This window comes from Pseudooceanicola batsensis HTCC2597, from assembly GCF_000152725.1.
Classification (GTDB): domain Bacteria; phylum Pseudomonadota; class Alphaproteobacteria; order Rhodobacterales; family Rhodobacteraceae; genus Pseudooceanicola; species Pseudooceanicola batsensis.
Genome location: NZ_CH724131.1, coordinates 1,803,657 through 1,816,466 on the forward strand (window position 1 = coordinate 1,803,657; position 12,810 = coordinate 1,816,466).

Genomic DNA, 12,810 nt, shown 5'->3' on the forward strand with positions numbered 1-12,810 from the left:
GACAAGAAGCGAGAAACACCGTGGCTGAGTCAAACAAAATCCTGACCGTGTCCTATGGCACGTTCTCCTGCACGCTCGAAGGGTTCGACGATGCCTTTTCGACGATGAAGGCGATTGCAGAGTATTTCCGTGACCTTGCGGCTGAGGATCGCTTCTTCGGCGCCGAGCCGCCGACCCCCGACCCCGAGATGCTGGCCCAGCTCGCCAGCCGCAGCGCTGCGCGCCGGGTCGAGGCGCACCGGAACGAGACCGGTATCGTGCTGCGCCAGGACCGCGCTGCGCTGGCGGATGACCGCCACGCGTCCGACGCCGTCGCTGACGCGGCAGAGGAAACGGCTGAGGAAACGGGCCCGCAGCCCGACGCGACCGCGTCGCCGCCCCGCGGCACCTCGGACACGGCCGACGCGCCGCCCCCGGCCGCGCCCGCAGCGGATGCCGGCGACACCCCCGAGACGGATGAGCCCGCCCCTAAGCCCGTCCCTGAGGCCGCCGCTGTCGAGGGCGGACCCGAGGATCGAAGCGAACCACCGGAAGCCCCCCGGGAAGAGCCCGCCGCCGCAACCGAACCTCCCGCCGAAGAGGCCGCCCCTGCGCCCCGCGCCCGGGTGGTGCGGGCCCGGCCGATCCAGGCGACCACCGCCCGTTCGACGAAACCGCGCCCCAACGTCCGGGTCTCGACCAGCAGCCCGCGCACCGTCCGGGTCTCGGCCGGCCGGCCCGCCGTCCCGGCAACGCCGACCGCCCCCGCGGCCCCGGCAACCCCGGCGGCCGATCAGAACTCCGTCGCGGCAAAGCTCCAGCGGATCCGCGACGTGGTGGCCAAGGACCGCAAGCCCCCCGCCGTCGCCGACTACAGCGAGGACCAGCATGCCGACGAGGGCGAACTCGCCGAAAGCGATGCCCTGCTCGGGAACATGTCTGACGCCGATAACGTGCCCCTGGCGCCCGCCGCGGCGATGCCCGATTTCCACTACGCCGAGGACGACCTCGAAGACGACGAGATCACGGAAGACAGCGATTTCGCCGCTCTGGATGACGGGTTCGACGCTGACGAACACGAAAGCGTGGCCCGTGGGACAGACGAAGCCGGCCCCGCCCGGCAGCCCGATGTCTGGCTCGAGGATACGGAGGATCTCGACCTCAGCGCGGCAATGGCGATCGCCAATGCGCCGGGCGAGGAGGATTTAGGTGACGAAGATCTCGCCGACGATGTCGCGCTGACCGATGTCTCCGAAGACGACGATATCGCCGCGGCATCCGACGCGGACGAGGATATGAACGATCTGGACGACGGGTTCGGCCTCGCGGCCTACGACGACGACGACTTCGACGACCTGTCCTTCGATGACGGCGAAGACGACGATCACGATGACCTGTCGCTGTCGGATCCGCACGACGATCCGGACCATGCGGACGAGGTGACGCCCGAACCCGCCGGCGCGCAGGACACGCCCGCCCGCCCGGTCGCCCGGGTCCTCAAGGTCAAGCGCCGCGACTTCGAAGAGGCCGTCCGCGAGGGCCGGCTGGAGGAAGAGCCCGACACCGACGGGACCGAGGCCGCCCTGCCCGAAACGGCCTATGGCGAAAGCACGCTCAGCCCCGAGGACGAGGCCGAGCTTCAGAGCGAACTCAAGGCGCTCGAGGCGGAGATCTCCGGTGGCGGCGCGGATGCCGGGCCCGGCGCTCTGCAAGAGCATGACGACCTCGAAGCCTACGACGAGGAAGATGCCGGTGACGCGGCAGGGGCCGACAACGCCGAACCGGAAGAGGTTGCCGAACAGGCCGCCGCGCCCGCCGTGCCGGACGAGGCGCCGCAGGTGATCAATCCGCGCCGCCGGCTGCTCCGCAAGGCCGATGACGACATGGACCGGATCCTTGCCGAGACCGACAACCAGCTGGGCGACAGCGACGGCACCCGGCGCCGCAGCGCCATCGCCCACCTGCGGGCCGCCGTGGCCGCCACCAAGGCCGAGAAACAGGCCGGGGCCGATTTCGCCGACGACGATGGCGAAGCCACCGACGCCTATCGCGACGACCTCGCCCATGTGGTCCGGCCGCGCCGTCCGGTGCCCCGGGGCGACGCCCCGTCGCGCCGCACCGAAGACCGCCCGGCCCCGCTGAAACTGGTCGCGGAACAGCGCGTGGACGTCTCGGACACCGCCCAGGCCGGTCCGATCCGCCCCCGGCGGGTCCGAGTTTCGGACATCGCGGAGCGCCAGGCCGAGAACGAGGGCCACGAGGACCTGGACATGGATCACGAGGCCGAGGCGCATGCCCGTGCCACGGCGGCCAACGCGGCCTCGTTCTCGGAATTCGCGGATCGCGTCGGCGCCTATGAACTGCCGGACATCCTCGAGGCCGCGGCCTCCTACCTCGCCTTCGTCGAGGGGCGTGGCGAGTTCACCCGCCCGCAGCTGATGACCAAGGCACGGCAGGCTCTCGAGGGCGAGTTCTCGCGCGAGGACGGGCTGCGCCACTTCGGCCGGCTGCTGCGCGAAGGCAAGCTGCGCAAGGTCGCGGCGGGTCAGTTCTCGGTCTCGGAACGGATCAACTTCCGCCCCGAGGAACGGGCCGCCGTCTGACGGTCCCGCACCGCCACGGGAAAAGGCCGGCTGAATAGCCGGCCTTTTGACATTTCGGTACCGGCTGCCGGATCCGCCGTCAGCCGAAATTCGGCTTGCGCCCCGCCATGTTGGCCGAGACGATCTCGATCTGGTCCGCGCCGCCGATCAGCTTGGCCTGCTCGACGCTTTCCGCCATCAGCACATCGGCATCCGAAGCGCCGCTCTCGGCCGTTGCAATGAGCGACTTCGCCAGACGCGTGGCCGAGGGAGACTTTTCCGCGATCAGCGTCACGATCTCGGTCGCGCGCGCCAGCGGGTCCTCGGCGATCTCGGTCACGAAACCCCAGTCCAGCCCTTTTTCGGCCGTCACCGGCTCGGCCGTGTAGGTCATGAGGCGGATCACGTCCGACCGCATGAGGCGCGGCATCAGGACCATGCCGCCCATGTCCGGCACGAGCCCCCACTTGGCCTCCATCACCGCGAATTTCGTGCCCGGCGCCGCGATCCGCACATCCGCGCCGAGCGCCAGCTGGAACCCCGCACCGAAGGCCACGCCCTGCACTGCGGCAATCACCGGGACCGGCACGTCGCGCCAGACGGTCGCGACCCGCTGCATCAGGTTCGAGTCGCCGTGCGTCCGCTTGACGATACGGTCGGTCTGGTCGCCGCCCGAAGCATGCTGGCCGAAACTCGCCACGTCCAGACCGGCGCAGAAGGCGCGCCCCTCGGCCGACAGCAGGACCGCGCGGATGTCGGCATTGCCGACCAGCGCCTCGCCCGCCTCGACGATGGCCTCGGCCATGTCCGGATCGACGGCGTTCATCTTGTCGCCGCGCGTCAGGGTCACATAGGCGACGTGGTCGCGGATCTCGGTGGTCACTCGGGGCATTCCGCCTCCTCCCATGGGTCATTGCCGCACGAGTGTGCCCGGAGCCACGGCCCGAGACCAGCCCCGATGGCGCGTTCCTCTTGCTCATGACGCAACGGCCCGGTTATCTGCCCCTCACCCGGATCGAGGAGGAAACGAGATGCCGCCGCGCTATACCCCGCTGGTAGACAGCCTGCCCGCCACGGTGCCCTTCATCGGGCCCGAGACCCTGGAACGCGAACGCGGCGCCGGCTTCGACGCGCGCCTCGGCGCCAACGAGAGCGTCTTCGGCCCTTCGCCGAAGGTGCTCGAGGCGATGCGCGCGGCGGATGCCGAGATCTGGAAATACGGCGACTCGACCAGCTACGACCTGCGGCATGCGCTGGCCGAGCACCACCGCGTCGCGCCCGAAAACATCCTCGTGGGCGAAGGGATCGACGGGCTGCTGGGCTACGTGGTCCGGCTCGTGGTTGCGCCCGGCGACCGGGTCGTGACGTCGTCGGGGGCCTATCCGACCTTCAACTACCATGTGAACGGCCATGGCGGCGTGCTGGATTTCCTGGCGTATCGCGACGACCGCGAGGATCTTCCGGCCCTCGTCGCCCGCGCGACCGACACCGGCGCCAAGCTGGTGTACCTTGCCAATCCCGACAATCCGATGGGCGGCTACTGGAGCGGGGCCGAGATCGCGGCCGCGCTGGACGATCTGGGCGACGGCACGCTGATGGTGCTGGACGAGGCCTATGCCGAGACCGCGCCGGAGGATGCGGCACTGCCGCTGCCGGTGACCGACGAGCGCGTGATCCGGATGCGCACGTTTTCCAAGGCCTACGGGCTGGCCGGCGCCCGCATCGGCTATGCTCTCGGTGCGGCCCCGCTGATCCGCGCGTTCGAGAAGATCCGCAATCATTTCGGGATGAACCGCTCGGCGCAGGCCGGTGCCCTTGCCGCGCTGGCGGACCCGCAGCACCTGGCCTGGGTGATCGACAGCGTAGCCCGGTCGCGGGACGAGATCGCCCGCATCGCCGCCGGGAACGGCCTGACGCCCCTGCCCTCGGCGACGAATTTCGTGGCGGTGGACCTGGGCGGCGACGGCGATCTTGCGCGGGCGATGGTGACCGAACTGGGCGCCCGTGGCGTATTCGTGCGCATGCCCTTCGTCGCCCCCCAGGATCGGTGCATCCGGATCAGCTGCGGGACCGAAGCTGACATGCGCGTCCTGGACGAGGCCCTGCCCCCGGCGCTCGCCGCCGCGCGCGAAAAGGTCGCCGGGTAAGGCGCCGCTCCGGGGCGGCGGGCCCGGCCGGTCACGCCGAATTCGCGTGACCGGCCGCGCGATGCGCCTATCATTCGGATCAGGTACCCCGCAGCCGCGTTTCCCGGACCCGATCGTGCAGACCGACAGACCGACTTCCGCGCCGAACTACACCAATGCCACGCTCTGGATGGGCTTCATCAACCTGCTCTGGATATTCGGGCTGATCTGGTCGCTCTTCGGGCTGCTCGCCGTCATCGCCGTCGGCTGGCTGCTCAATCTGGGGATCAGCCGCCTGCGCCGCACCTAGCCGCTGGCGACGACCCGGGCCGCGGCTTCGAGGCCGCCGGGGCCGTGGTGGACGCCGATCGCGCGCATCCCCGCCTCGAGCGTGCCGAGCATCCCCAGGACCATATGCGCGTTCACGTGCCCCATGTGACCGATGCGGAAAAAGCCCTCGCCCTTGGGATCCTCCTCGGTCGCCATGCCGAGCCCGATCCCGAGCGTCACCCCGGCGTTGCGCGCCACCCATTGCCGCAGCGCCGAACCGTTCCTCTCGCCCAGCCCGAGGGCTGTGACCGCATGGCTGCGCAGGGCCGGATCGGCCACGTTCAGCCGCATCGCCCCGTTGTCGCTGCCCCAGGCCTCGCAGGCGGCCCAGATCGTCCGGGCCAGCGTTTGATGACGTTTCCAGACGTGCTCGATACCCTCGTCATGCAACAGGTCCAGCGCCGCGCGCAGCCCGAAGAGATGATGTGTCGGCGCCGTGCCGCCGAAGAACTGGTAGAAGAACTCCGGGTCCAGCCGCGGGGTCCAGTCCCAGTAGCGCGAGACGCGCGGCATGGCGCGCCGGGCCTCCTCGGCCCGCCGGTTCACGAAGATGAAGGCAAGGCCCGGCGGCACCATCAGACCCTTCTGGCTGCCCGTGACGGCGATATCGACGCCCCAGGCGTCCATGTGGAATTCCTCGCAGGCCATCGAGGCGATGCAGTCCGCCATGAGCAGCGCCGGATGTCCCGCCGCGTCCAGCGCGGCCCGCAGCGGCCGGGGATCGTTCCTCAGCGACGAGGCGGTATCGACATGGCTGAAGAGCACGGCCTTGTAGCTGTGTCCCGTGTCCGCGCGCAGCGCCTCTTCCAGACGCGCCGCGTCGATGCCGGTCTTGGTGCCGAAATCCAGCCGGACCGCTTCGATCCCCAGCCCTTCCGCCATTTCCGCCCAGCCGTTTCCGAACCGCCCGGTGACGCAGACCAGGACCTTTTCGCCCGGGCTGACCACATTGGCGAGCGAGGCTTCCCAGGCGCCGTGCCCGTTCGAGATGTAGATCGCGACCTTGCCCTCGGTCATGGCAACGCGCCGCAGGTCGGGAACCATGGCCTGCACCATCGTTACGATATCGCCCTCGTAGATGTTGGGGGCGGGCTGATGCATCGCCTGCAGCACCGCGTCCGGCATGACGGAGGGGCCGGGGATGGCAAGGTAGGGGCGGCCTGCGGCAAGAGACATCTGGCACCTCGAATGACGTGGAACGGCGCAAGTCTTAGCCGCGCCTGCGCCGGGGTCAATCCGCAGCGAGAGCGATTATCGCAACGGGACCGGTGCATTGACAGGGCCGCTCTGGCGCGGGACGCTTGTCCTCGGCAAGACAGCTGACGCAGAGGGAGGGGATCATGCGGGCCATCGTCGTGGGCGCCGGGCCAACCGGACTGGCCGTCGGCGCCTGCCTCGGACAGGTCGGGATCACGCCGATCCTGCTCGAGAAGGCCGCGACCGTGGGGTCGAGCTGGCGCGCGCATTACGACAGCCTGCGGCTGCATACCGCGCGACACCGCTCGGGCCTGCCGGGCCTGCCCTTTCCCGAAAGCGCGGGGCGGTATCCCGCACGCGCGCAGGTGGTCGACTATCTCGAGAGCTATGCCGAGGCGCAGGATCTGCGCCCCCGGTTCGGGTGCGAGGTGACTGCCATCCGGCGCGAGGGGAACCTGTGGCGGGTCGAGCACGGCCGGGGCACCGAAGAGGCGCCGGTCGTCGTCCTGGCGACCGGCCTGAACGGCCAGCCGCGCCTGCCGGACTGGACAGAGGGGTTCGGCGGCGCGGTGCTGCACTCCAGCGCCTACAGGAGCTCCCGGCCCTTCTCGGGGCAGCGGGTGCTCGTGGTCGGCTTCGGCAATTCCGGCGGCGACATCGCGCTCGATCTGGCCCGGGCCGGGGTCGACGTGACGCTTTCGGTCCGCGGTCCGGTCACCATCCTGCCCAAGGAGCTTTTCGGCGTGCCGATCACCTCGTTCGGATTGATGAGCCGCCTTCTCGGCCCCCGCGCGGCGGACCGGCTGACCGCCCCGATCCTGCGCCGGGTCGTCGGCCGGCCCGAGGACTACGGCCTGACCTCCGGCAAGGGGCCCGCGACGATGGTGGCCGAGGACGGGCGCATCCCGATGATCGACGTCGGCGCCCTGGCGGCCATAAAGGCCGGCGCCATCAAGGTGCGGCCCGGCGTCGCCGGCGTCGCGGACCGGCGCGTCACCTTTGCCGACGAGGGGACCGAGGGTTTCGACACGGTCGTCGCCGCCACCGGCTATCGCGTCGATCTGCGCCCGCTGCTGGGCAGCGCGTGCCGCGCCCTCGACCCGCAGGGGCGCCCGGTGGTCAGCGGCGGACCGTCGCCCGAGCCGGGCCTCTACTTCTGTTCCTACCGGGCCTCGTCCGAGGGCCAGTTGCGCACCAGCAGCCGCGAGGCGAAGGCCATCGCCACCCATGTCGCGGGCGCCTTCGCGGCGACGGCGTGACCGCGCGGCTGCACCCCTCCGCTTGTCAGTGCCGGGTCCCTCGCCTAAATGGGTCGGGCCGGGCCGGACCCGGCGAGACGAGCCGGGGGCGGATGAAGCTGATTGCCAGACTCCAGGCGTGGGAACGGGCCTTTCGAAAGTCCTTCAACGTCGATCTGTCGACGCCGGAGAACCGGCGGCGGGCGCGCACCTACAACCTGTATTTCGATCATGCGGTCCTGCGCACGGTCTGGGGCAACTTCTTCCAGATCTCGCCCGACGTGTACCGCTCGAACCATCCCACGCACGCGCGGCTGGCGCGGATGAAGGCCCGCGGCATCACCACGGTCCTCAACCTGCGCGGCACCGAGTCGGGCGCGCCCTACCTGACCGAGAGGGTGAGTTGCGGCGAACTCGGGCTGACAATGGTCGACTGCAACCTGATCGCCCGGGCCGCCGCCCCGAAAGAGGACATCCTCAACCTGATCGACTGTTTCCGGCGGATCGAAAAGCCCTTCGTCATGCATTGCAAGTCGGGCGCGGACCGGGCCGGGTTCGCCAGCGCCATCTACCTCATGGTCATCGAGGGCGAACCGGTCGAGCGCGCGCGCCGCATGCTGAGCCCGCGCTACATCCACTTCCGCTGGACCCGGACGGGCATCCTCGACCACATCCTGGACCACTACGCCGCCCGCAACGCGGCCTCGGAAATCGGCTTTGAGGATTGGATCCGGACCGAATACGATCCGCAGGCGATGCAACTTTCCTTCGACCAGTCCCGGGGCAAGGCATGAGCGCCGACGCGCAGTCCCGCCCCCCCAAGCCGCTGACCGACGAGGGGCGGCACCTCATCGTCTGGCTCTGGACCCGGTACCTGCACCGCTACCGCTGGCCGATGCTGGCGGCGCTGTTCTTCATGACGCTCGAAGGGTCGATGCTGGGCGCGCTGAGCTGGATGATGAAGCCGATGTTCGACGACGTCTTCATCGAGGGCAACACCGGCGCCCTCGGCTGGGTCGGCGCGGCGATCCTGGGCATCTTCCTTGTCCGGGCGCTGGCCTCGGTCGCGCAGAAGGTCCTGCTGGCGCGCATCTCGCAGGGGACTTCCGCCGCGCTGCGCAAGGACCTGCTGACCCGTCTCATGCGGCAGGACGGGGTGTTCCACCAGACCCATCCGCCGGGCTTTCTGATCCAGCGCGTGCAGGGCGACGTCACCGCGATCAACGACGTCTGGAACACGATCCTGACGGGTGCGGGCCGCGATGCCGTGGCGCTCGTCATCCTGATGGGCGTTGCCGTCTCGGTGGACTGGCAATGGACGCTCATCGCCCTGATCGGCGCGCCCCTCCTGGTCATGCCCTCGGTGGTGGTGCAGCGTTTCGTGCGGCGCAGATCCCGCGAGGCGCGGGACCTGGGCGCGCGCCTCGCCACGCGCCTCGACGAGGTGTTCCACGGAATCGTGCCGGTCAAGCTGAACCGGCTCGAGGACTACCAGTCCGACCGCTACGGGGCGCTGACGGACGATCTGGTCAAGGCCGAGGTCCGCGCGACGCTGGGCACGGCGGCGATTCCCGGCCTGATCGACGCCATGGCCGGTGTGGGCTTTCTCGGCGTCCTGATCTTCGGCGGCGGCGAGATCATCTCGGGCGAGAAGACGGTCGGGCAGTTCATGTCCTTCTTCACCGCCATCGGCTTTGCCTTCGAACCGCTGCGGCGGCTCGGCACGGTATCGGGCGTGTGGCAGATCGCCGCCGCGGGCATCGAACGTGTCAAGGAACTGCTGGATGCCGAGCCCACCATCGTCTCGCCCGCCAACCCGCTGGCGCCGCCCGAAGGCGTGCCCGAGGTGGCCCTGCGCGGCGTCGATCTCAGCTATGGCGACACGCAGGTCCTCTTCGGGCTGGACCTGGTGGCCGAGGCCGGCCGGACCACGGCGCTGGTCGGGGCCTCGGGCGCCGGGAAATCGACGGTGTTCAACCTGCTCGCCCGGCTGGTCGAACCGCAGAGCGGGGCGGTCGAGATCGGCGGCGTGGATGTCGCCGCGATGAAGCTGCCGGACCTGCGGGGCCTGTTGTCCGTCGTGTCGCAGGATGCGGCACTCTTCGACGAATCCCTGCGCGAGAACATCCTGCTCGGCCGGACCGACATTAGCGAAAGCCGTCTGAAAGAGGTGCTCGACGCCGCCCATGTCTCGGACTTTCTCGACAAGCTGCCCGAGGGCCTCGAAAGCCCGGTCGGGCCGCGCGGGTCGAACCTTTCGGGCGGGCAGCGGCAGCGCGTGGCCATCGCCCGGGCGCTGCTGCGGGACACGCCGATCCTGCTGCTGGACGAAGCGACATCGGCGCTGGACGCGGAATCCGAAAAGGTCGTTCAGGACGCGCTCGACCGACTGTCGCACGGCCGCACCGTGGTGGTGATCGCGCACCGCCTCTCGACCGTGCGCGAGGCGGACCGCATCGTCGTGATGGACCGTGGCCGCGTCGTCGATCAGGGCCGGCACGACGAGTTGATCGAACGCGGCGGGCTGTACGCCCGTCTCTACGACCTGCAGTTCAGGACCGACGGGATGACGGCCGATAAGCTTGCGCTAGCGCGTGCGGGTCGGCTCCGGCCCGGTAGCGAAGCAGCAGCATCAGGTTCCGTGCCCCCCGGCGCAACCAGCCTTCCCGGACGTATCTGGCGGCGCTTGTTCGCGCGGTGACCGGCAGGGCCGCCATCGGGGGCAACCGGCGGACCAGGTCTACGTCCTCCATCAGGGGGATGTCCGCATAGCCGCCGGCCCGCTCCAGAACATCCCGGCGGACCAGCAGCCCCTGGTCCCCGTATGGCAGCCCGAAGACCCGGCTGCGCAGGTTCGCCCAGCCCGCCACCATACGCCCGGCGGCCCCCGTCCGGTCGAAGGCCAGCCGGAAATGCGCCGGCCGGTCCGAGGCCAGATGCCCCGCCACCGCCCCGGTCCAGCCCGGATCGAGCTGCGTATCCGCGTGCAGCACCAGCAGCCACTCACCCTGCGCCGCCCTGCATCCCCGGCCCAACTGCCCCCCGCGCGACGCGGGCCCGCTCACGACGACGGCGCCGATCTCCTGCGCGATCCGCAACGTGCCGTCGGACGATCCGCCGTCGGTCACGACAAGCTCGCGGATCAGCCCGGCCTGCAGCCCCTCCATCAAGGCGGCGGCGCAGCCGGCAAGGCCGGTCGCGGCGTCGAGCGTGGGAATGATGACCGATATCGGCGCGCGCATGTTTCGTCCCGGCCCGTGAGTGCTATATCTGCCCCATAGCCATGGGGAGAGAGCAGGACCATGACAAGCGAAAACGAAAGACGCGTGATACGGGTCGGCGGCAGCGACACGTTCGACTTCCTCCAGAACCTCGTCACCAACGACCTCGACAGGCTGAGCGAGGGGCCGGTCTATGCCGCCCTGCTGACGCCGCAGGGCAAACTGATCGCCGATTTCCTCGTGCTGCAGGACGGCGAGGCGTTGCTTGTCGACGTGGCCGAGGCCTTTGCCGACCCGCTGGTCCAGCGCCTGAACATGTACCGGCTGCGCGCGGACGTGCGGATCGAGCCGACCGGGATCAAGGTCCGACGCGGGACCGGAGCCGCGCCGGAGGGCGCCGTGGCCGATCCGCGGCACCCCTCGCTCGGCTGGCGGCTCTACGGCGAGAGCGACGGCGATGACGGCACGGATTTCGCCGCCATCCGTGTGGCCGGGGTCATCCCGGAAAGCGGGATCGAGCTGGGGCCCGAGACCTATATCCTGGAGGCCGGATTCGACCGGCTGAACGGCGTCGATTTCCGCAAGGGTTGCTATGTCGGGCAGGAGGTGACCGCGCGGATGAAGCACAAGACCGAGCTGCGCAAGGGGCTGATCCGCGTCGATGTCGAAGGGGCCGCTCCGGCCGGGACCGAGATCGAGCGCGAGGGCAAGAAGGTCGGCATCCTCTACACCCAGTCGGACGGACAGGCGATCGCTTACGCGCGTTTCGACCGGCTCGCGCCCGGGATGACAGCCGGCGAGGCGCGGGTCACGCCTGCCGGGACCGCGCGGGACTAGACCGGGAACAGGCCGCTGCGGGCGCGGCCGGCTTCCCCTACGTCACAAGCCATGCAACCGGTGCAAAGTCGCGGGCCGTTCGAACGGCCGACGCCGGTCCGCAGGCCGGGCCCCCTCTGCCGGTCAGGCGCGTTCCGAATAATCCATCGTCTCGGTGTTGACGATGATGTCCTCGTCGGTGCCCACGAACGGCGGCACCATCACCTTGACCCCGTTGTCCAGAATGGCCGGCTTGAAACTGTTGGCCGCGGTCTGGCCCTTCACGACCGGCTCGGTCTCGACCACCTTGCAGGTGACCTTCTGCGGCAGGGTCGCGTTCAGCGCCTCGCTTTCGTAGAATTCGACCACGATCGTCATCCCGTCCTGCAAAAAGGGCCGGCGTTCGCCCAGCAGATCCGCCGGAAGCTCGATCTGTTCGTACGTCTCGGTATCCATGAAGACGAGCATGCCGTCGCTTTCATAGAGAAACTGCTGGTCCTTCTGCTCGAGCCGCACCCGTTCGACCTTGTCGGCCGAGCGGAAGCGTTCGTTCAGCTTCGAGCCGTTGCGGAGGTTGCGCAGCTCGACCTGGGCGAAGGCGCCGCCCTTCCCCGGCTTGACATGGTCGACTTTGACGGCGGCCCAGAGCCCTCCGTTGTGTTCGATCACGTTTCCGGGCCGAATTTCGTTTCCGTTAATCTTTGGCATGCAAGACTCCGCCTATTCGGGTTGATCGCCTTCAGGGCGGTCCTATATCTGGCGCTCCGGTTCCTGACAAGGGATCGGCCAAGTTGCAATGCTCTGGAGGCGATATGCGGTGTGTGCATAGCAGGGTTGAGAAAGTAGCCCACCCGAATCGACACAATTTCGCCATAAAAGGCGCCACGCCCGAAACTGCAAGAGCAATAACAAAGGTCGAAACATGAAAGATTTCGTTGACGGTACGGCATTCAACAACGAACAGGGGAACCGGTCGCGCAAACTCTTCGCCGCCGTGGTTCTGGCTGCTCTCGACGATGCCATTGCCGATGACAAGAAATACGGCAACGGTCCGGAACAGATCGCCCGTTGGGCGCGGTCGCGCGACGGCCGCGAAGTTCTGAGCTGTGCCGGGATCGATCCGAACGAACGTGTCGTCTCGGGCCTGATGGAGTTCGTCTCCCGCGGCGTCCGGACCTCGGTCGCGCTGTCCCGCGAGGAAAGCGAACGTCGTCACGCGGCGGAACAGGCCGACGCGGCCTGATCTTCGCGCGACACGGCAAAAGACGCGCCCTTCCGGGGCGTGTTTTTTTGTGGTCCTGTGCCGGCAGGGACAGCATCG

Annotated in this window: 11 protein-coding genes and 1 pseudogene; 8 read left to right on the plus strand and 4 right to left on the minus strand. The window is 69.1% G+C overall.

What is annotated here, in order from left to right:
• The first annotated feature begins 20 nt into the window (after positions 1–20).
• The gene (locus tag OB2597_RS20990) at positions 21–2,582 is read left to right on the plus strand and encodes a hypothetical protein (RefSeq protein ID WP_050759236.1); all 2,562 of its coding nucleotides are present in this window, start codon (positions 21–23) and stop codon (positions 2,580–2,582) included.
• Between the two features lie 79 nt (positions 2,583–2,661).
• Here the strand turns inward: OB2597_RS20990 and OB2597_RS12700 are convergent, their stop codons facing one another.
• Entirely contained in the window at positions 2,662–3,453 is a 792-nt protein-coding gene (locus tag OB2597_RS12700) for a crotonase/enoyl-CoA hydratase family protein (protein WP_009805977.1), read from the minus strand.
• A gap of 139 nt (positions 3,454–3,592) precedes the next feature.
• On the opposite strand from OB2597_RS12700, the gene OB2597_RS12705 reads away from it, so the two are divergent.
• Both OB2597_RS12705 and OB2597_RS22290 read left to right on the plus strand, forming a co-directional pair.
• Complete coding sequence (locus tag OB2597_RS12705) at positions 3,593–4,708, plus strand: pyridoxal phosphate-dependent aminotransferase (RefSeq protein WP_009805978.1); 1,116 nt, start codon at positions 3,593–3,595, stop codon at positions 4,706–4,708.
• 115 nt (positions 4,709–4,823) lie between these two features.
• Entirely contained in the window at positions 4,824–4,997 is a 174-nt protein-coding gene (locus OB2597_RS22290; protein WP_009805979.1) for a hypothetical protein, read from the plus strand.
• Here the strand turns inward: OB2597_RS22290 and OB2597_RS12710 are convergent.
• Positions 4,994–6,193 carry a pyridoxal-phosphate-dependent aminotransferase family protein gene (locus OB2597_RS12710; protein WP_009805980.1) on the minus strand — a complete coding sequence of 400 codons (1,200 nt, stop codon included), beginning with the start codon at positions 6,191–6,193 and terminating at the stop codon, positions 4,994–4,996. The two genes, OB2597_RS22290 and OB2597_RS12710, sit on opposite strands and share 4 nt — an antisense overlap.
• Positions 6,194–6,357: 164 nt before the next feature.
• On the opposite strand from OB2597_RS12710, the gene OB2597_RS12715 reads away from it, so the two are divergent.
• The 3 genes from OB2597_RS12715 to OB2597_RS12725 all read left to right on the plus strand — a co-directional run bounded on the left by OB2597_RS12715 (position 6,358) and on the right by OB2597_RS12725 (position 10,153).
• A complete protein-coding gene (locus OB2597_RS12715) occupies positions 6,358–7,473 on the plus strand; it encodes a flavin-containing monooxygenase (protein WP_009805981.1) in 1,116 nt (371 codons plus the stop codon).
• 92 nt (positions 7,474–7,565) lie between these two features.
• The gene (locus OB2597_RS12720; protein ID WP_009805982.1) at positions 7,566–8,246 is read left to right on the plus strand and encodes a tyrosine-protein phosphatase; all 681 of its coding nucleotides are present in this window, start codon (positions 7,566–7,568) and stop codon (positions 8,244–8,246) included.
• Positions 8,243–10,153, plus strand: a complete 1,911-nt coding sequence (locus OB2597_RS12725) for an ABC transporter ATP-binding protein (RefSeq protein WP_009805983.1) — start codon at positions 8,243–8,245, stop codon at positions 10,151–10,153. The genes OB2597_RS12720 and OB2597_RS12725 overlap by 4 nt, the downstream gene beginning before the upstream one ends.
• Here OB2597_RS12725 and OB2597_RS21495 read toward each other — a convergent pair.
• Positions 10,089–10,694, minus strand: a pseudogene (locus OB2597_RS21495) (glycosyltransferase); the annotation flags it as partial. The gene OB2597_RS12725 and the pseudogene OB2597_RS21495 sit on opposite strands and share 65 nt — an antisense overlap.
• A 60-nt stretch (positions 10,695–10,754) precedes the next feature.
• Between OB2597_RS21495 and ygfZ the strand changes: the two are divergent.
• The gene (ygfZ, locus tag OB2597_RS12730; protein WP_009805985.1) at positions 10,755–11,510 is read left to right on the plus strand and encodes a CAF17-like 4Fe-4S cluster assembly/insertion protein YgfZ; all 756 of its coding nucleotides are present in this window, start codon (positions 10,755–10,757) and stop codon (positions 11,508–11,510) included.
• A 123-nt stretch (positions 11,511–11,633) separates the two neighbouring features.
• Here the strand turns inward: ygfZ and efp are convergent, their stop codons facing one another.
• A complete protein-coding gene (efp, locus tag OB2597_RS12735; protein ID WP_040609320.1) occupies positions 11,634–12,197 on the minus strand; it encodes an elongation factor P in 564 nt (187 codons plus the stop codon).
• A gap of 214 nt (positions 12,198–12,411) precedes the next feature.
• On the opposite strand from efp, the gene OB2597_RS12740 reads away from it, so the two are divergent.
• Entirely contained in the window at positions 12,412–12,732 is a 321-nt protein-coding gene (locus OB2597_RS12740; RefSeq protein WP_009805987.1) for a DUF6280 family protein, read from the plus strand.
• Positions 12,733–12,810: the final 78 nt, after the last annotated feature.